The sequence below is a fragment of the Hydrogenispora ethanolica genome, from assembly GCF_004340685.1.
GTDB lineage: Bacteria > Bacillota > UBA4882 > UBA8346 > UBA8346 > Hydrogenispora > Hydrogenispora ethanolica.
The window spans coordinates 172576-191456 of sequence record NZ_SLUN01000006.1; the positions used below are offsets into that span (position 1 = coordinate 172576).

15 protein-coding genes and 2 riboswitches are annotated in these 18881 nt (G+C 53.8%); of the genes, 13 read left to right on the forward strand and 2 right to left on the reverse strand.

The window, feature by feature from the left end; translation table 11 throughout:
- Positions 1 to 299 precede the first annotated feature (299 nt).
- Entirely contained in the window at positions 300 to 1160 is an 861-nt protein-coding gene (dapB, locus tag EDC14_RS07475) for a 4-hydroxy-tetrahydrodipicolinate reductase (protein ID WP_132013642.1), read from the reverse strand.
- A gap of 116 nt (positions 1161 to 1276) precedes the next feature.
- Positions 1277 to 1491, reverse strand: a riboswitch (cyclic di-AMP (ydaO/yuaA leader).
- A gap of 336 nt (positions 1492 to 1827) precedes the next feature.
- Between dapB and EDC14_RS07480 the strand changes: the two genes are divergently transcribed.
- The 8 genes from EDC14_RS07480 (at position 1828) to EDC14_RS07515 (ending at position 11313) form a co-directional block, all read left to right on the forward strand.
- On the forward strand, positions 1828 to 2400 hold the full coding sequence (locus EDC14_RS07480; RefSeq protein ID WP_132013643.1) for a DUF2179 domain-containing protein: 573 nt from the start codon (positions 1828 to 1830) through the stop codon (positions 2398 to 2400).
- A 680-nt stretch (positions 2401 to 3080) separates the two neighbouring features.
- Positions 3081 to 4619 carry an ABC transporter substrate-binding protein gene (locus tag EDC14_RS07485; protein ID WP_132013645.1) on the forward strand — a complete coding sequence of 513 codons (1539 nt, stop codon included), beginning with the start codon at positions 3081 to 3083 and terminating at the stop codon, positions 4617 to 4619.
- A gap of 298 nt (positions 4620 to 4917) precedes the next feature.
- Entirely contained in the window at positions 4918 to 5922 is a 1005-nt protein-coding gene (locus EDC14_RS07490) for an ABC transporter permease (RefSeq protein WP_132013646.1), read from the forward strand.
- Between the two features lie 17 nt (positions 5923 to 5939).
- Positions 5940 to 6827: an ABC transporter permease gene (locus tag EDC14_RS07495; protein WP_132013647.1), complete on the forward strand. Its 888-nt coding sequence runs from the start codon at positions 5940 to 5942 to the stop codon at positions 6825 to 6827.
- Positions 6828 to 6836: 9 nt separating this feature from the next.
- A complete protein-coding gene (locus EDC14_RS07500) occupies positions 6837 to 7817 on the forward strand; it encodes an ABC transporter ATP-binding protein (protein WP_132013648.1) in 981 nt (326 codons plus the stop codon).
- Positions 7817 to 8785, forward strand: coding sequence for an ABC transporter ATP-binding protein (locus EDC14_RS07505; RefSeq protein ID WP_132013650.1), 969 nt, complete (start codon positions 7817 to 7819; stop codon positions 8783 to 8785). The genes EDC14_RS07500 and EDC14_RS07505 overlap by 1 nt, the downstream gene beginning before the upstream one ends.
- A gap of 85 nt (positions 8786 to 8870) precedes the next feature.
- Positions 8871 to 9626, forward strand: a complete 756-nt coding sequence (locus EDC14_RS07510) for an SDR family oxidoreductase (protein ID WP_132013651.1) — start codon at positions 8871 to 8873, stop codon at positions 9624 to 9626.
- A gap of 307 nt (positions 9627 to 9933) precedes the next feature.
- On the forward strand, positions 9934 to 11313 hold the full coding sequence (locus EDC14_RS07515) for a TrpB-like pyridoxal phosphate-dependent enzyme (protein ID WP_132013653.1): 1380 nt from the start codon (positions 9934 to 9936) through the stop codon (positions 11311 to 11313).
- Between the two features lie 39 nt (positions 11314 to 11352).
- Here the strand turns inward: EDC14_RS07515 and EDC14_RS07520 are convergent, their stop codons facing one another.
- The gene (locus tag EDC14_RS07520) at positions 11353 to 11868 is read right to left on the reverse strand and encodes an AAA family ATPase (protein WP_132013655.1); all 516 of its coding nucleotides are present in this window, start codon (positions 11866 to 11868) and stop codon (positions 11353 to 11355) included.
- 165 nt (positions 11869 to 12033) lie between these two features.
- Here EDC14_RS07520 and EDC14_RS07525 point away from each other — a divergent pair, with 165 nt between their 5' ends.
- The 5 genes from EDC14_RS07525 (at position 12034) to EDC14_RS07545 (ending at position 18287) form a co-directional block, all read left to right on the forward strand.
- Positions 12034 to 12369, forward strand: coding sequence for a cupin domain-containing protein (locus EDC14_RS07525; RefSeq protein ID WP_132013656.1), 336 nt, complete (start codon positions 12034 to 12036; stop codon positions 12367 to 12369).
- A 21-nt stretch (positions 12370 to 12390) separates the two neighbouring features.
- Entirely contained in the window at positions 12391 to 12936 is a 546-nt protein-coding gene (locus tag EDC14_RS07530) for a GNAT family N-acetyltransferase (protein WP_132013657.1), read from the forward strand.
- A gap of 88 nt (positions 12937 to 13024) precedes the next feature.
- Positions 13025 to 13137: riboswitch (TPP riboswitch) on the forward strand.
- 141 nt (positions 13138 to 13278) lie between these two features.
- Positions 13279 to 14856: a thiamine-phosphate synthase family protein gene (locus EDC14_RS07535; RefSeq protein WP_132013658.1), complete on the forward strand. Its 1578-nt coding sequence runs from the start codon at positions 13279 to 13281 to the stop codon at positions 14854 to 14856.
- A gap of 354 nt (positions 14857 to 15210) precedes the next feature.
- Positions 15211 to 15594, forward strand: coding sequence for a GxxExxY protein (locus EDC14_RS07540; protein WP_132013660.1), 384 nt, complete (start codon positions 15211 to 15213; stop codon positions 15592 to 15594).
- 347 nt (positions 15595 to 15941) lie between these two features.
- Positions 15942 to 18287 carry an AAA domain-containing protein gene (locus tag EDC14_RS07545; RefSeq protein WP_132013661.1) on the forward strand — a complete coding sequence of 782 codons (2346 nt, stop codon included), beginning with the start codon at positions 15942 to 15944 and terminating at the stop codon, positions 18285 to 18287.
- The last annotated feature ends 594 nt before the right edge of the window (positions 18288 to 18881 follow it).

An 18881-nucleotide genomic window follows, 5' to 3' on the forward strand; every position in this document is an offset into this window, starting at 1 on the left:
CTTAGTAACAGTGCGAGCTGACTTAGTAACAGTGCGAGCTGACTTAGTAACAGTGCGAGCTGACTTAGTAACAGTGCGAGCTGACTTAGTAACAGTGTGAGCTGACTCAGTAACAGTGCAAGTTGACTCGGAGACAGTGCAAACTGACACAGCAACTGTACGAACATTTTCAGTGACCCAAGGAGCGTTGCAGTTCCGTACGAAACGAAACCGGCCCGGGGAATTGCACCCCGGGCCGGTTTCAACAAGTCGATCAAGTGAAGTCAAGTCTCAGCCGCGCACGTCACAATCGCGTCGCGTCAGTTAAAGTTGAGATACAGGCGGTTGGCCGCCACCCGGATATCCCGTTCCATCCGTTCGGAGAGCAAAACGTCCTCCATATGGTAGAAACCTTTCAAGCCGGCGATAAAAGCCGCGGCCTTCAGGGCGCCCTCGGCGAAGATGGCCCGGGAATAGGAGCGGTGCGTGATCTCCAGTTCGTCGGCTTCTCCGGCGAACAATACCTGGTGTACGCCGACGATGCCGCCCGCCCGGATCGAGTGGATCCCGATCTCCTCGTCGCCGCGGGGCTTGTTGCCCTTTCGGCCGAAGCTGATCCTACCGTTGACGGTAGCCTGGCGGATCAGGCTGATCTCATTGGCGATCTTCAAGGCGGTCCCGGAGGGGGCGTCGATTTTATCTCTGTGGCATGACTCGGTGATCTCCACGTCATATTGGGGGATCAGCCGGGTCACGGTCTTAACGATGGAGAGCAGCAGGTTGATGCCGACCGAGATATTCGGGGCGTAAACCAGACCGACCCGGTACTGCTGGACCAGATTTCGTAACTCGTGCAGTTGCATATTGTTGAAGCCGGTAGTGCCGATGACCATATGTACGCCGTTCTCAGCCAGAATCCTGGCGTTTTTTAAAGTAGCTTCGGGCGTGGTAAAATCGATGGCCACCCGGAAATGTTGCTGATGGATCTCCGATTGCAAATTGGCGGCATCGGCGATCACCAGATCGCCGGGATAATTCAGCACTTCGGAAAGGGGACGCCCGGCTTTGGAACTCCCCGGTTTGCCGATCACCGAAACCAGGTCGAAATCTTCCGAACGTAACAGTTGTTCGGCGACCACCGCCCCGGTCCGGCCCAGTCCTAATAAGCAGGTCTTTAACATTTTCAATCACCTCTACGCCATGGATGACTCCGTTCAAAAGCGTTCTGTCGCATTCAATTGAGCCGATGAATAAAAAAACCATGGAGGAAACCATGGTTTGGAATATGTGCCGCCATGTCACCTCTCTTTCAACGCTGACGAGGTTAGCTGTCGGGTTCGGAATGAAGAGTACCCCTACACCGTGGCGGATGTCCGGTCGTGGAGACCGCAGTCTGAACCGTCGTGGTTCGGGCTTGCGGCTGTTGATCCTGGCTCCGGTCGGTGATTCACCCCATAGAATTGGTTCCCCCGCTCCCCTTGGTTTTAAAAGGGGATTAAGCGATTCAGATGAATGATTCGATTTAGAAGCGTTGTGATAAACCCCGTCCGAAGGTCGGGGTGTTCACAAAAGCTCAGAAAAGCAAGTGATAAGTCATTTGTCAACCTTTTGTAAACTGATTTTCGGTTCGAAAGACTTTATCACATGGCTTTTGGTTAGATTTATTATATACCGGCCTGTCCCGGAAGAGAATCCTCCTTTTACTGGAAAATAGGTTTGGAAGCGCCGGATCACGGCAGCTCGACCGTTTATTGGCAAGAGGGATTGGCGCCGCCGCGGCTAATTCTTCATTTTAAGATTTTCAAGCGGCGGGGCACGGAAGGCCCAAAGCGGAGAAGGAGTGTCCCGATGAGTCTTGCCATGAATCAGGAAGTCTTCACCTGGCTGGTGCTGCCGGGTTTAATCTTTTTGGCGCGCATCTGCGATGTGACGATCGGCACGATCCGGATCATCGCGGTGACCCGGGGCCGCAAAGCGCTCGCTTCGTTCCTGGGCTTCTTCGAGGTGCTCATCTGGCTGCTGGCCATCGGGCAGATTATGCAACACCTCGACAATGCCATGGGTTACATCGGCTATGCCGCGGGTTTCGCCACCGGGAACTTTGTCGGGATCAGCATCGAGGAGAAACTGGCCGTCGGAACGCTGGTGGTGCGGGTCATCACTCAGAAGCCGGTCGCCGATCTGTTGCACGGCTTGCAGCAGGCCGGATTCGGGGTGACGGTCGTCGACGCTTACGGCACCACCGGCAAGGTGAATATCGTCTATACCGTGATCCGGCGGAACAACCTGCCCGAAGTGGACCGGATCATTCATCAATTCAATCCCAAGGCTTTTTACTCCATTGAAGATCTCCGCTCCGTCAGCGCAGGTGTTTTCCCCCTCAAAAAATCCTCCTTTCACCGGAGTCTTTTTCCCCGGTGACCGGAAGTTTGCGGGGAACATATCTGCCGGCGTTAGAAACCTTGTATTATCTCCTTCTTTCATCGGAAATCAACCCTAGGGCAGGACGATAACGGGTAGCCGTCCCGTTTCAACACTCGTTCAAAATTTCTGCCTGCGCTGTTGCAAGCCGCAGTTGGATTCCTGGAAGAAATTTTCTTCCGGATTGCGCTTTCATTCGAGAGGCATTCACGAAGCGGATTCGCTTTGATTTGGCTTTGAAGGAAATCAATTCCTGAATTGACACCATAGTGGTCAAGTGATAAAATGTATGTCAGACAAGTGTTATCATTGGTTTTTTTGGTAAATAAACATAACAGATTGTATCTATGATAACCAACTGAGAATTGCCGACTGGTTCATGGCTCCGGGATATTGCATCTTGCTTCTCACTTCATGCAAGTCTCTTTTGGAAGGTTGGTAACCGCTACGGCCCACGGTCATCATTCAAGGTGGACGAGCGGTTTTTCTGCAGTTATATAAGTTGAATTAAATTCCGTTTTGATTTCATGCATTCGGCTTTGCTATGCAAACGGTTGTTAAAAGTCGTTGCATTAGGAATGCAAATCTTAGTTAAGATATTTATTTCATCCTATATAGCGGATTTCGTCGGAATGGGTTCATCCCCATTGAATAAAGAAAAATTAAGGAGGAATGGATTGATGCGCAAGCTTCTATTGCTTGTCATGGTGATGTTGCTGGTCGTCTCAGCCTGCGGGCTGGGTTTCGCGGCATCCCAAAAGATTCTGGTCTACGCCAAAGGCGCCGACCCGCGCGGCTTGGATCCCGCTTACGTGGATGACGGCGAGTCGGGCAAGATTATCGTTAACATCTATGATAACCTGGTTCGTTACAAACCGGGCGGAACCGACATCCAACCGTGCCTGGCCACTTCCTGGACCCAAAGCCCGGATGGCTTGGTCTGGACCTTCAAACTCCGCAAAGGCGTGAAATTCCATGACGGCACCCCGTTCAACGCCGCCGCGGTGAAATTCAACGTGGATCGGCAATTGCCGCCGAACGCCACCGATGACATGCCGTATGCCTCGTTCACTTTTGAACCGGTGAAGAAGGTCGATGTGATCGACAATTACACCGTCCGTTTCACCTTGAAACATCCCTACGCGCCGTTCCTGGCCAACCTGGCGATGTGCATGGCCGCTCCGATCGTCAGCCCGACCGCAGTCAAAAAGTATGGCGCCGATTACAACCAGCACCCGGTGGGCACCGGCGCTTTCAAGTTCGAAAAATGGGATAAAGACCAACAGATCGTGCTCTCCCGGAACGCCAACTACTGGGGCAAGAAGCCGTTCGCCGATAAAGTCATCTTCAAGACGACCAAGGAAAATTCGGTTCGCGCCAGCGAGATGATCACCGGCGCCATCGATATGATGGACGGCGTCGATCCGAACGATGTCAAAAAGCTGGAATCCAGCGGCGTGAAAGTGCTCAAGAAGCCGGGCATGAACATCAACTACATGGGCTTTTTGACCCACAAAAAGCCGTTCAACGACGTCAGAGTGCGCCGCGCCATCTCCATGGCGATCAACCGCGCCGAGTTGGTGAAATATCTCTATCAGGGCTATGCCGAAGTGGCCAATGGTCCGTTGCCGAGCTTCATCCCCGGCTATGATCCGAAACTGAAACCGTTGGGCTATAACCCGACCGAAGCCAAGAAATTGCTGGCCGAAGCCGGATACAAGGACTTCAGCTTCACTTTCATCACCTATTCCAATCCGCGGCCTTACAACCCGGTCAATGGCGTGAAACTGGCCGAGGCGGTCCAAGCCGAACTGTTGAAGATCGGCGTCAAGACCAACATCAAAGTGTATCCGTGGACTGAATACAAACCCGTTCTGTTTAAGGGCGAGGAAGGCGACGCTTTCTTCTACGGCTGGATCGGCGACAACGGCGATGCCGACAACTTCCTGTCCTTGCTGGACAGCAGCCAGATCGAAACGACCCTGAATTCGGCCAAATACAAGAACCCCAAAGTGGATGAACTGTTGCGTAAAGGCACGCTGGTTTCGAATGAGAAAGAGCGGGTCAAGATCTATCAGGATCTCCAGAAGATTCTGGTCGAAGAAGCGCCGTGGGTCTTCATCAGCCACGCCACCGACCTGTATGCCTACCGTCCGAACGTGAAAGGCTTCAACCCGCATCCGACCGGCGTAACCTGGTTGGAAGGGACCACCAAATAAAGTCGTTTTATTTCACAGGGAAACGAAGGGATGCGCCGTGGCGCATCCCTTCCCGTGCGTAAGATGGGTGCCTGATTCCTGAAACTGGAATCCATCCTGCCGTAAGCTATATATGTTGCAACAAGTTTTGTACATTCAAAATCATTGCAACATATTTCCTTGATTCATAGGTTGAAATAAATACCGTGATTTGCCCTTTTCCAGCCATGCTTCACGGATGGAAAAGCTTACTCAAATATTTATTTCAACCTATACTTGGAATCCAAAGTTGTAATTCTCTCAAGCAGGGAGATTTGAGATGCTGAAATATACAATCAAACGATTATTGATGTTAATTCCGGTGCTGTTGGGGGTCAGTTTTTTCGTTTTTATGGTCATGCACCTCTTCAATGCCGATCCGGCCGCGCTGATGTTGGGACAACATGCGACCCAGGCGCAGATCGAGGCGCTCCGCCAACAATTGGGGCTGAACGATCCGATCTTCGTCCAATTTGGACGCTTTCTCTGGCAATTGCTCCATGGCGATCTGGGCCGTTCGCTCATGACCCGCGGTTCGGTCACGGAAGAACTGCTGGCGCGTTTCCCGGCCACGATTGAATTGGCACTCTTCAGCCTGTTCATTGCCACGGTGGTGGGAGTGACCGCCGGAGTCGTCTCCGCGGTGAAACGTTATTCGATCTTCGACTATGTCAGCATGGTCGGCGCTTTACTCGGAGTATCGATGCCCATCTTCTGGCTGGGCTTGATCCTGATCATTGTTTTCGCGGTCAATCTGCACTGGCTGCCGGTGGCCGGCCGCATCGCGATCGGCATGGAACCGACGGCCATCACCAATTTATATCTCCTCGACAGCCTGCTGACCGGCAATTGGGAAGCCTTCTGGAGCGCGCTGCAGCACCTGATTCTGCCGGGAATCGCCTTGGCTGCTTATTCGATGGCGATCATCGCCCGGATGACCCGGTCGACCATGCTCGAAGTGATTAAACAAGACTATATCCGCACCGCTCGCGCCAAAGGATTGGATGAAAAGACGGTCATCAACCATCACGCGCTGAAGAACGCCCTCATTCCGGTGGTCACTGTCATCGGGTTGCAATTGGGGTTATTATTGAGCGGCGCGGTTCTGACCGAGACGGTCTTTTCCTGGCCGGGCATCGGTAACTATACGGTCAATGCCATTATGGCCTCGGATTTTCCGGTGGTCCAGGGCAGTGTTATTTTGGTGGCGGCGGTCTTTGTCGTCGTCAATCTCTTGGTGGATTTGCTCTACGCGTATATTGATCCACGGATTCATTATCAATAGGCTTAAGGAGAAATTCAATGTCGGTGGAATTAAATACCGAACTGAAAACCGCCCCGGTGGAAGAGTCTTCGCCCTGGCGGGATTTTTGGAAACGTTTTAGCCGCAATAAAGTGGCCATGGTCGGTCTGACGATTCTGGTGATCCTGATCCTGGTTTCGCTCTTCGGCCAATGGCTGGCTCCCTATGACTATAAGGCCAGCAACATGCCGGAGAGCTTGCAGCCGCCCAGCGCCGCCCATTGGCTGGGAACCGATGAATTGGGGCGGGATATTCTGAGCCGGATCATTTACGGCACTCATATCTCGCTGAAGGTCGGAATCGAGGCCGTCCTCATTTCGCTGTTGATCGGGATCGTCTTCGGGGCGGCGGCCGGCTATTACGGCGGCGTGGTTGATCATTTGTTGATGCGTTTGATGGATATCATGCTGGCTTTCCCGCCGCTGCTCCTGGCGATCACCTTTATGGCGGCGCTGGGGCGGGGCCTCGACAATGCCATCATCGCCATCGGAATCGTGTCCATTCCGGAGTATGCCCGGATCGTCCGCGGTTCGGTGATGTCGGTGAAGGAGAATGATTACGTCCAAGCGGCCCGCGCCATCGGCAACAATGACTTTCAGGTCATCTTCCATCACGTGATCCCCAACGTGACCGCGCCGATCATCGTCCGGGCCACCCTGGGGTTCTCGGCGGCGATTCTGGAAGCGGCGATGTTGGGCTTCCTGGGTTTGGGCGTGCAACCGCCGGAGGCGGAGTGGGGCGCGATGCTGGGCAGCGGCCGGTCGGCCATTTTTTCGGCCCCGCATATCGTGACCTTCCCGGGCATCGCCATCACCGTCACCGTTTTGGCCTTTAATCTGTTGGGAGACGGGCTGCGGGACGCGCTCGATCCCAGAATGAAACAGTAGGAGATTGAAATGCCGGAATTGATTAGCGTACAAAATTTGCAGACCCAATTTCTGTCCGACGGAAAACTGGTCCGGGCAGTCGATAATATCAGTTTCAGTTTGCAGGAGAAGGAGACCGTGGCCATTGTCGGCGAGTCGGGCAGCGGCAAATCCGTGACGTCGCTCTCGATCATGCGCTTGGTCCCGAATCCGCCCGGCAAAATCGTCGGCGGCCAGGTGAATTTCCACGGCGAGGATTTGCTGGCGCTCTCCGAAGCGAAGATGCGCCAGATCCGGGGCAACAAGATCTCGATGATCTTCCAGGAGCCGATGACCTCGCTCAACCCGGTCCACCGGATCGGGGAGCAGATCGCCGAGACGATCATGCTCCATCAAAAACTGGACCGCGCGGCGGCCTGGGAGAAGACGGTGGCCTTGCTCCGGACCATCGGGATTCCTTCGCCGGAAAAACGGGCCTTGGACTATCCGCACCAGCTTTCCGGCGGAATGCGCCAGCGGGTGATGATCGCCATGGCGCTCTCCTGCCATCCCGACCTGCTGATCGCCGATGAACCCACCACCGCGCTGGATGTGACCATTCAGGCCCAGATTCTGGACCTGATGCGCAAAATGCGCGAGGAATTCGGGATGGCGATCATGCTGATCACCCATGACCTCGGGGTCGTGGCCGAGATGGCCCACCGGGTGCTGGTGATGTACGCCGGCCGGATCGTCGAAGAAGCGCCGGTGCAAGAGATCTTCGCCGAGCCGTTGCATCCGTACACGGTCGGCTTATTGCGATCAATCCCCCGTCTGTCCGGGAACAAGGACCGGCTCTATGTGATCGACGGGTCGGTTCCCGACCTGAGCCGCTTGCCATCCGGCTGTCCGTTCCATCCGCGCTGTCCGGACGCTGGTCCGCGTTGCCGGCGCGAACGACCCGAACTGCTGACGCTCGGAGAACGGCGGCGGGCCGCTTGTTGGTTGCGGAGCGGGGAGGGAGTGGAATAATGGGCGATTTAGTCGTAGTTGAAAACTTAAAGAAGCATTTCCCGGTCAACCGGACCCTCCTCGGCAAGGTGCTGTCGACGGTACAAGCCGTCGACGATGTCAGTTTTACCATCCGTGAAGGCGAGACGCTGGGCCTGGTGGGCGAGAGCGGTTGCGGCAAGACGACCGTCGGCCGGCTGGTGTTGCGGTTGATCGAGCCGACCTCCGGCAAGATTCAATTCGCCGGGACTGATCTGGCGCAGGTGCCGCCGCGGGAGTTGCGCCGGCTTCGCCATCAGATGCAGATCATCTTCCAGGATCCATACAGTTCTTTGAACCCGCGCATGACGGTGGGGCAGATCGTCGCCGAACCGCTGATCCGGCACGGCTTGGCGCGCGGCGCCGAATGCCGCGCCAAAGTGGCGGATATCCTCGCAATGGTGGGTCTGGACCCCAGCTATGTCCGGCGCTATCCGCATGAATTCAGCGGCGGCCAGCGGCAACGGATCGGCATCGCCCGCGCCTTGGCGACCCGGCCGCGCCTGATCATCTGTGACGAGCCCGTCTCGGCGCTGGACGTTTCCATTCAGTCGCAGGTACTGAACTTGCTCAAGGATTTGCAGCAAGAGTTTGGATTGACCTATCTCTTCATCGCCCACGGCTTGAACGTGGTCAAGCACGTCAGCGACCGGGTCGGCGTCATGTACCTCGGCAAAATGGTGGAGCTGGCCGATGGCGATGAACTCTATAATCATCCCTTGCATCCCTATACCCAGGCGCTGCTGTCGGCCATTCCGGAACCGGATCCGACGGCCAAACGGGAACGGATCATCCTTACCGGCGACGTGCCCAGTCCGATCAATCCGCCTTCGGGTTGCCGTTTTCACACCCGCTGCCCGAAAGTCATGGATATCTGCAAACGGCAGGAACCGGTCTTTCAGGCCGACCAGTCCAACCATTGGGTAGCCTGCCATTTGATCCACAAGTAGCAAAAAAACAATTCCGCAAAATACTGGCGCAAGCCAGTATTTTGCTGTCCGGCGCGGAGCGTATTTTCAGAAAGAGGTGTATCCCATGAGCGATTTATTGGACGTCAGCGGCAAAAAGGCGATCGTCACCGGCGGCGCGGCCGGTCTGGGGCTGGCCATGACCGAAGTTCTGCTGGAGCACGGCGCGGAAGTGGCGATCATCGGCCGCTCGGAACGGGTGGAAGCCGCAGCGCATGATCTGGGGAAACTGGGCCAGGTTTACCCGGTCCGGGGCGATCTGGGCGACCGGCTGGAACGGCGCAGAGTCTTTGAAGCGGCGCTCAAGGCCCTGGGAACCGTGGATATTCTGGTCAATAACGCCGGGATCCAGATCCGCCACCGCTGCGAGGAGTTTCCCCTGGAGGATTGGGACCGGGTGCTGGAGACCGATCTGACGGCGGTCTTCGAGCTCTGCCAGATGGCGGGGCGGATCATGCTCGCCACGGGGCGCGGGAAGATCATCAATATCGCCTCGCTGATCAGTTTCAGCGGCGGCCTGAATATCCCGGCCTATGCCGCGGCCAAGGGCGGGGTCGCCCAGATCACCAAGGCCTTCGCCAACGAATGGGCCGGCCGCGGGGTGAACGTCAACGCCATCGCCCCCGGCTACATGGATACCGAGATGAATACCGCCCTCAAGAATAATCCGACCCGTTTCGACTCGATCATGGAGCGGATCCCGGCCGGGAGATGGGGCACTCCGGCGGATCTGAAAGGAATCACCCTCTTGTTGGCCTCCGCGGCCTCGGATTATATCCACGGCGTGGTCATCCCGGTGGACGGCGGATTTATGAGCCGCTAGTCGGGGACCCCCAATTTGGCGTTTGCCGGTGTTTGGCAGCGCAATCGGCCTCAAAATGACATAATCTGGAGCCCAAGCGGAATGACCGCCCTTGCCTTTGGGGCGGTTTTTTTATAGAATATTTTGGTAATCTTTTTGTGAGATTACCAGACAAGCGTTAGAAGCCATGATAAAGTCTTTCAAGTCAAGCGTCCTGCAAAATGATTTTTTAAAACGACTTTATCACTTGCTTCCAGCAATCGTTGTGACCCTTCCGGCTTTTTAGCCGGGTTTATCACAACTCTTTTAGAAAGGTGAGATGAGTCTGATGAGCAAGCAGAGTAAGGTTCCGTACAAGATTTACCTGAGTGAAGAGGAACTCCCCACCGCCTGGTATAATATCCAGGCCGATCTTCCCACCCCATTGTCTCCTTCTTTGAGTCCGCAAACTAAACAACCCTTGGGTCCGGCCGATCTGACCCCGATCTTTCCCTTGGATTTAATCAAGCAGGAAGTCGCGACGGAGCGGTCTATCGAGATCCCCGATGAAGTCCGGGAACTGTACCGGACCTTCCGGCCGTCCCCTTTGTACCGGGCGTACCGGCTGGAGCAGGCGCTGGGGACCCCGGCCCGCATCTATTACAAGTATGAGGGGAATTCACCGTCGGGAAGCCACAAGCTCAACACCGCGCTGCCGCAAGCCTATTACAACCGGCAGGCGGGGATCAAGCGGCTAGCCACCGAGACCGGGGCCGGCCAGTGGGGTTCGGCCCTCAGCATCGCCGCCAAGCTGTTCGGCTTGGAATGCACGGTCTACATGGTGAAAGTGAGTTACGAACAGAAGCCCTACCGTAAGCTGTTGATGGAGACTTACGGCGCTGAGGTGATTCCCAGCCCCAGCCGGTTGACTGCGGCGGGCCGGCGGATCCTGGCCGAGCATCCCGACTCCCTGGGGAGTCTGGGGATCGCCATCAGCGAGGCGGTGGAGGACGCCGCCAGCCACGATGACACCAATTATGCCCTGGGCAGCGTCTTGAACCATGTCATCCTGCACCAGACGATCATCGGTTTGGAGGCCAAGCGCCAGCTGGAGAAGGTGGATGAGTACCCCGACATCGTCATTGGCTGTTGCGGCGGGGGCAGCAACTTCTCCGGGATCAGTTTCCCGTTCCTCCATGACAAGATGAGGGACGGCAGGAAGCTCCGGGCCATCGCGGTGGAGCCGAAAGCCTGCCCGACCCTGACCAAGGGCAAGTTCGCCTATGATTACGGCGATACCGCCCAGCTGACGCCGATCACCAAGATGTATACCCTGGGCCACGGCTTCGTGCCGCCCGGGATTCATGCCGGAGGCTTGCGCTACCACGGCGATTCGGCTCTGGTGAGCCAGCTCTATCACGATGGCCTGATCGAGGCGCAGGCCGTCTTCCAGAAGGATGTCTTCCGGAACGCCGTCTTTTTTGCCCAGACCGAGGGAATTCTGCCGGCGCCCGAGTCGGCCCACGCCATCAGCGCGGTCGTCGAGGAGGCGCTGCGCTGCAAGGAGCGGGGCGAGGAGCAAGTGATCCTGTTCTGCCTCAGCGGGCACGGACATTTCGATCTGGCGGCCTATGAGGGGTATCTCCGCGATCATCTGGAGGATGTCGATTACTCGGAGGCGATGGTGGAGGAGGGAATGGCCTGTCTGCCCCAGGTGCAAGTGGGCTGAGAGTCACGGACCAAGCCGTCGCTGGCGCGACGGCTTTTATCATTCTGCCGGGAGTGCCGGCCCGGACGGAATCTGCCGCAGGACCCGGGCGACGACATCCGCCGCGGGCAGGCTGGAAGTGTCGATTTTGGCGGTGTTTAAGGAATGGTAGAGTTTCAACCTTTCCAGGCTTAGCGTGATCTGCTCCTCAGTCCGGCCGTCCCGCGCCATCCGTTCCCGCAACGCTTCGGGGGAGCAGACCAGCGAGATTTTGACCAGCTCGATGGGAATATCCCGGAGCGGGGCCAGGATCAGATCGAAGATGAATTCGTAATGCATCACCCAGTTGAAGAGGACGTATTCGAAGGAGGAATTGGACAGGAAGTTCCGCAGCAGGTGGGTGATGTTGTCCTCGACCATCCGGCAGTTCTCCTCGGTCACGACGAAGGGGTTCATCATCCAGCACCAGTCGCCGTCGAGCCAGACCGAGGGCGCGAGCCGGCGGTGGAGTTCCCGGCAGACGGTGGTCTTGCCGACGCCGGGCGGTCCGTTGATAATGATCAGTTTTTTGGTCATGGGTATTCTCCTGCAATGGACATGAATTGGAAGCGCCTGATTTGCGAGAAACGATTCATTAATTTCCGCAAAAGAATTCAGATTGCATATTGGTTCAACACGGATGGCGGGATTTTCCTGCCGAAGATCGTAACTTGATTAAAAATTTCAGATGGAGTGATTAGAATGTCCGAATTGTTTCCCGCGCCCGTTCTGGCCTTGCCGGAGGCGGACATCCCCTTGCCGGGGATCAAGGCCTATCTTTCGCAGGCCGAAAACCACCAGATCATCTTCATGGAATTCAGCCAAGACGTGGATCTGGCCGAACATGCCCACGCCGCGCAATGGGGCATCGTCCTGGAAGGCCGGATCGACTTGTGCATCGACGGCGTTCCCCATAGCTTCACCAAGGGAGACCGCTATTTTCTCCCCGCCGGAGTCAAGCATTCCGGAAAAATCTACGCCGGGTACGCGGATATGACGTATTTCGATCAAAAAGACCGCTATCAGGCCAAAAAATAGGATGGAGAGGGGGAGGACCCGGTGTTAATCGGCGAGCAGGTTACGATCCGGCCGTTGCAAAAGGATGACCTGGAGCTGCTCTATCAATGGCGGAGCGATCAAGAGAGCATGGGTGGGTTCATGGATACGATATTGGTAAATGAAGAGAAATTTTTGGAGGGAATGGAAGCCGTGCTCGGGGATAAGGGCCGGCTGGATGCGCTGATCGAGGACCTGGAGGGCAACCCCATCGGCATCCTTAGCTACCATGAAGTCGCCGGGAGCAATGTGGCGCTGGAGATCGGCATCCTGATCGCCGAACCTTCGGCCCGGGGCAAGGGGATCGGTCGGGAATGCCTGGAGCTTTTCGTGGACCACTTGTTTGGGACCAAGCCGCTGATGCGGGTCCAGTTCCTGACCCGCGTCGACAATCACGGAATGCGCCGCAGCGGCGAGAAGGCCGGTTTCAGCCTTGAGGGAGTGTTGCGGAAATTCGCCTTGGTTCAGGGGGAGTACCGGGATTTCTGTATGATGGCCATCACCCGGGACGATTGGAAGGCAATGCGTAGTCCGGAGAAAAGCCGATAAAGGACCGTCGCTGGCGATTTTGGCCGAATCCATTGACATCCGCCGCCGGAAAGACTAAACTGAATGTAGGTTTCAAAACAATTGCATAGCCAAGTTGACGGGGAGCTGGATGAATCCGGCTGAGAGGGAACTGCTTTTCTGTTCCGACCCATAGAACCTGATCTGGATAATGCCGGCGAAGGGAAAAAAGGTGATCAAAGCTATACGCCTCCGTTGGCGCGTATAGCTTTTTTATTTTGGTTTGCGGGATCATCAGGCCGGCTCCATGGAAGGTTAAGCTTGCACAACTGCGATTTCAAACGGATTCCAAAATCAAACTATTATTTAAGGAGGAACCAACCCATGATCGGCAAAGTCAATGATGATTTTTTTCAGCGCAACATTATCGCGAGCGTCGGCCATGAGAACTCGCGGGTGGTGATCGGACCCGCCATGGGGGTGGACGCGGCGATCCTGCGGGTGGGCGACGGCTATATGGCCATTGCCGAGGATCCGATCTTCCCGAGCCTGAATATGTCCCCGGAGGATTTCGCTTTTCTCACGGTCCATATTGGCGCCAGCGACGTGGCGGTGATGGGGATCCGGCCCCGGTACATGACCTATTCGCTGTTGCTGCCGCCGGGCACGGCCGAAGCATACGTCGGCTCGCTCATCGCCAACATCAGCCGGTATGCGGCGGAACTGGGGATCGCCATTGTGGGCGGCCACACCGGTTTCTACGGGGCGGTGACCGTTCCGACCATCGGCGGGATCACGGTCTGGGGCCATGGCGACGCCTATGTTTCCCCCAAAGGGGCGCGGGAAGGCGATGACATCGTCATGACCAAGGGGGCCGGCGTGGAAGCGGCGGCGCTATTGGCCTACGAACTAAAAGATCAGCTGCTGCGAAGCCTGCCGGCGGAGATCGTCAAACGGGCGGCGGCGCGCCTGCGGGAGGTGTCGGTGGTCCGGGACGCCGCCATCGCGGCCCGCAACCCCGGCGTCCACGCCATGCATGACGCCACCGAGGGCGGACTGAAGCGGGGCCTCTGGGAGATCGCCCAGGCCGCGAAGCAGGGGATCGCGGTCCGCAGGGACGATATCTTGATTCCCGAGGATATCCGGGCGGTTTGCGGTTATTTCGGACTGGACCCCTGGGAAGTCATCAGCGAGGGCACTCTGGTCCTGACCTGCGCGCCGGAGTATACGCCGGAATTGTTGGCCGCCTACGGCGAGGCCGGAATTCCGGCCCGGATCATCGGCAAGGTGACCGGTCCGGAGAAAGGCTGCGTCTACGCAGCGGGAGGCCAAAGTTTCCCGCTGGTTCCCCCGGCCATCGATCAATTCTGGGATGTCTTCTTCAACGCCGCCGCCGTCATTCAGGAACGGTCGCAGCGCCCCGAACAGCAAAGAGCTCAAAAGCTCTGCCGGGAGCTTCAGGAAACCGTGAACCGCTTGTGCCAGCGGGAGCTGGCTCCGCTGCTGCCGGAGATCGGCGCCAACATCGCTTATGCCGCCGCGGACAGCGAGACCCTCGACCAAGTGGCCGGCATCCCGGGCCGGATCATCCGGGTCAAGGGGAAAGCGGTGGCCAGCACCGCGCCGGAGATGGGAGCCAGCACGTATATGGGAAATACGCTATTGATCGTGAGAAAATATTTCCCGGAGGCGCGTTGCGTCATCAACCTGCGGAATAACGAGGCGATCCGCCGGGCCTGCCGCAAAGGGGATTACCGGATTGCCGAGATGCCGGTCCCCGAGGGCTACCGGCAGTCGGACGAGGATTTTGCGCGCGACCTTGAGGCGGTGCTGCGGAGTTGCGGGGAGTTGCCGGATGTCATCGCGATCCCGGACCGGTTGAATCTGGAGAAGCTTATTTTGCTATTGGGAAGTACGCTGGAGGAGCTGGAAGGCAAGATAATGCGGATCACTCAAGAGTGATCCGAGAGGGGGGAGGACCCGCCACAAGATGTGTAGCGGGTCTTTTTTGCTTTTGGGAGGAGGTGACAGGGCCGCTTATTTCTATGAGATATAAAACCGCCTTCATAATCGGGAGCAAGCGGAAAGACGGATTTTTTGTTATATTGTGGTATAATTGGGATAGAAGTGACGCTGGGTTTGCTTGACTTCGGCGCAGAACTCATGAACCGGGAATATATTCATTGTGTCAATCGCCCTGAATGATAGTACTCCGCGCCTTTGCGCCTCCGCGGGAGGAGAAATAATAGGCCGGGGAAGAGTGATTCGGGGGGGGGAATTATATTATCTCCCGCAGAGGCGCGGAGGCGCAGAGAAATGACGGAAAATGAAATTGGGGCGCTCATAGTCGATACGGCAATTAGAGTGCATCGCGAACTCGGGCCCGGTCTGCTTGAATCGGTATATGCGGTAATATTGGAATACGAACTGAAGCAACGGGGTTTACAAGTTAAACGGGAGGTGCCGATTCCGATTGTATATAAAGAAATTCAATTTGATGAGAGTTTCCGGGCCGATCTGATTGTGGAAGGAAAAGTTATCGTGGAGCTAAAGTCGGTAGAACAGGTAACAGCCGCTCATAAAAAGCAGGTTCAAACATATTTGAGGCTTACTGGCTGCAAGCTTGGATACTTGCTCAACTTCGGCGAAGAACTCATGAAATCGGGAATAACCCGTTGTGTCAATCATCTTGAATCATAAAAACTCCGCGTCTTTGCGCCTCTGCGGGAGGATAAATAATAGGCCGGGATAGATTCGGAGAAATTATATTATCTCCCGCAGAGGCGCTGGGGCGCAGAAATGACGGGAAATAAAAATTGGAACGCTCATTGTGGATACAGAAATCGGTATACCTCGACAATTGACTGATGGCTGTAAGCTTGGATACTTGTTTAACTTTAGCGAAAGGATTCATAAAATTCGGAATCACCCGTTGCGTCAATCGTCTTGAAGTCATAACGCTGCGGAGAAATGATTTTGTTAATAATGAAAAAGCATTTGGGGTTCCAGCTGGCCAAATTCAGGATTAACTTTGGAGTAAATAATCTATGGATCTAAATACTCTCCTTAAGGAATTCATCACCTCCATAGACTTGGAAATCGCAACCAGAAAGCAAAAAGCAAAAATCCGTCCGCTTACAATCAAGGATGGGGAAAAGGCCTTAAGCGATTCAAACGGTAATATCTATCGATTTTTTGAGTTTTCCTACAATGTATTCCCAGATTCCCCGGCTGAAGTAACGCTTATCAACGGAAAAATGAACAAGGAGGGTCGGAAATATAACGCCACGATTATTGGGGTGGACGACGATGTTTTATCACTATATATTTCCGGAGAAGATTTACCGGATATTATAAATAAGGCGCTTCTTATTATTGATGACACCAAATTGCTTGAAGGTGTCAAAAATACCGTTTGTAAAATCAAAGATCGCGCTGAGAATCCGCCGAAAGATCTCGCCAATGCTTTGTTCGGCATTCGTCAGATTCGCACTAAGCTAAGTGACTACAATGATATTCCGCCTCAATTTAACGCCAGCCAATGTGAAACGGTAAAGAAAGCTTTGGGTTCGGATGCTACATATATCTGGGGGCCACCCGGAACCGGGAAATCAGTCACCCTCAGTTTTATTGCCGATATTTTAGTTAAAAAGGGGTCAAGCATCTTAATCGCCGCTCATACCAATGAAGCGGTGGATAACTTGATGGAGAAACTAATTGACACTTTTTCCAAGGAAGCAATCGAAGCGGGTCAAATCATCCGGTGGCGGGTAACCCGTTCCGAAAAAATCCAACCGATTACTCCCGGATATATAATGTTGGAGAAGAAATCCCAAATCAGTCGTCGGATCAATGAGCTCAGAAAGGAAAAGGACGATTTATCGACCCGGCGGCTTCAGCTCCAAAAGGAATATGAAGAAGATTATAAAAAGCTGCAAGTGTTACGTAAGAAGCATGATCAATATCAAACATGCCAACGCCAATATGATTGGGCAATAAATGAACTCAAAACGATTGAACTGGAAATCGCCAAAGTGGAAAATGAAATTAGCTCTCTTAAAAATTGGCTGATAAATTACGATAGAAGTTTCTTTGTAAACCAGTTAATTCGAAAGCACCAAAGAGAAACCTTTGAGTTAGCGCTTTCGCAAAAGTTAGAACTCACAATAAATCTCGGAATTCAAAAGGAGAAGGCCATTGCAAGATGCCGTGAAGAAAACGAGCTTTTAACCAAAGCCAAAGCGGAGTATGAGCAATACGCGGAAACGCTCAATTCGGAAGGAATAACCAAGGCTAAATTAAATGGTAACCTGGAAGCCATCGCCAAACTAAGCGATGATTTAAAGAGGACCAGTTCCGAAATTATTGATTTGGAAAGGGAATTGGAGGGTAACAAAAATTTCGAATATGAATTGCTGAAAAACGCGCGAGTTATGGGAACCACTTTAACTTCGGCTACGCTAAATACTCAATTAAGAGAAAGAACATTTGATGTTGTCATTGTGGATGAAGTAAGCATGGCCCCTTGCCCCAGCCTTTATACAACGTGCGCCCTGGCAAAAAAGAAAGCAATTTTGTGCGGAGATTTTTATCAATTATCTCCGATTGCCGAAAACAAAAATGCCGAATGGCTGAGTAAAAGTATCTTCGACAAGCTGGGAATCATCAGAAAGATCGTGAGCGGTCAAAACCTAACCGAATTAACCATATTGGATACTCAATTTCGCTGCCATCCCAGAGTTGCCAACTCGATTATCGACATTGTTTATCATGGCAAGTTAAAAAATGGCTATGAAGAAACCCATCCCAACTTTGATGCGCAATGTCTGGAACCATATGCAAATGAGGCTTGCATACTTGTGGATCTTTCAAGGATTTGTACCAGTTCGACACCATGGTGCGAAACAAAGGGAGGTAGTTGGGTAAACCTTAATTCAGCCAAACTGACCATCAATTTAACGCAACAGGCATTGATCTCCGGCGTAAAATCTGTCGGTATCATCACGCCTTACAGAGAACAAGCGCGACATATCAAGAAAAATATTAAACAGCTAAACAAATTATACCCCAATTCAAAAGTTGAGGCCTCAACGGTCCATCGGTACCAAGGACGAGAAATGAAATTGATTATTTTTGATCTGGTTGATTGTTATCCGAAAAAATTGTTGGCTCCTTTCTTAAGCCAAGGACATGGATCCGAGTCGATGCGGCTAATAAATGTGGCAACGACACGCGCCATAGGTAAGCTCATCGTAATAGCGAATGTCGATTATATTGAGCAAAAATTACGTGATAATAAAAATGCGATTTTATACCAATGGATTCAATATTTAAAGACACAAAGACACGTTTATATAAATTCCATTTCAGAATTGGAATATTTTGCGATGTAAGCGAATATTGACGATGAATTAGTTGATACTCGTTCAACTTCGACGAAGAACTCATGAAATCGGGAATCACCCGTCACGTCAATCATCTTGAATCATAAAAACTCTGCGCCTTTGCGCCTCTGCGGGAGGAAAATAATAGGCCAGGATGAGTGGCTCGGGGAAATTATATTATCTCCCGCAGAGGCGCAGGGGCGCAGAGAAATGACGGAAAATGAAAATAGGACGATCTGTCGATGCGGGAGACATTTGTTGCATCGTGACAGACTTACCGGTTGCAAGCTTGGATATTTGCGTAACTTCGGCGAAGAACTCATGAAATCGGGAATCACCCGTTGCGTCAATCATCTTGAATCATAAAAACTCTGCGCCTTTGCGCCTCTGCGGGAGGAAAATAATAGGCCAGGATGAGTGGCTCGGGGAAATTATATTATCTCCCGCAGAGGCGCAGGGGCGCAGAGAAATGACGGAAAATGAAAATAGGACGATCTGTCGATGCGGGAGACATTTGTTGCATCGTGACAGACTTACCGGTTGCAAGCTTGGATATTTGCGTAACTTCGGCGAAGAACTCATGAAATCGGGAATCACCCGTTA

Coding starts and splice junctions, on each gene's coding strand:
- EDC14_RS07505 (WP_132013650.1), top strand. CDS start 7,817: ATGGGCGATTTAGTCGTAGTTGAAAACTTAAAGAAGCATTTCCCGGTC.
- EDC14_RS07485 (WP_132013645.1), top strand. CDS start 3,081: ATGCGCAAGCTTCTATTGCTTGTCATGGTGATGTTGCTGGTCGTCTCA.
- EDC14_RS07510 (WP_132013651.1), top strand. CDS start 8,871: ATGAGCGATTTATTGGACGTCAGCGGCAAAAAGGCGATCGTCACCGGC.
- EDC14_RS07495 (WP_132013647.1), top strand. CDS start 5,940: ATGTCGGTGGAATTAAATACCGAACTGAAAACCGCCCCGGTGGAAGAG.
- EDC14_RS07540 (WP_132013660.1), top strand. CDS start 15,211: ATGACGGAAAATGAAATTGGGGCGCTCATAGTCGATACGGCAATTAGA.
- dapB (WP_132013642.1), bottom strand. CDS start 1,160: ATGTTAAAGACCTGCTTATTAGGACTGGGCCGGACCGGGGCGGTGGTC.
- EDC14_RS07545 (WP_132013661.1), top strand. CDS start 15,942: ATGGATCTAAATACTCTCCTTAAGGAATTCATCACCTCCATAGACTTG.
- EDC14_RS07525 (WP_132013656.1), top strand. CDS start 12,034: ATGTCCGAATTGTTTCCCGCGCCCGTTCTGGCCTTGCCGGAGGCGGAC.
- EDC14_RS07520 (WP_132013655.1), bottom strand. CDS start 11,868: ATGACCAAAAAACTGATCATTATCAACGGACCGCCCGGCGTCGGCAAG.
- EDC14_RS07515 (WP_132013653.1), top strand. CDS start 9,934: ATGAGCAAGCAGAGTAAGGTTCCGTACAAGATTTACCTGAGTGAAGAG.
- EDC14_RS07535 (WP_132013658.1), top strand. CDS start 13,279: ATGATCGGCAAAGTCAATGATGATTTTTTTCAGCGCAACATTATCGCG.
- EDC14_RS07480 (WP_132013643.1), top strand. CDS start 1,828: ATGAGTCTTGCCATGAATCAGGAAGTCTTCACCTGGCTGGTGCTGCCG.
- EDC14_RS07500 (WP_132013648.1), top strand. CDS start 6,837: ATGCCGGAATTGATTAGCGTACAAAATTTGCAGACCCAATTTCTGTCC.
- EDC14_RS07490 (WP_132013646.1), top strand. CDS start 4,918: ATGCTGAAATATACAATCAAACGATTATTGATGTTAATTCCGGTGCTG.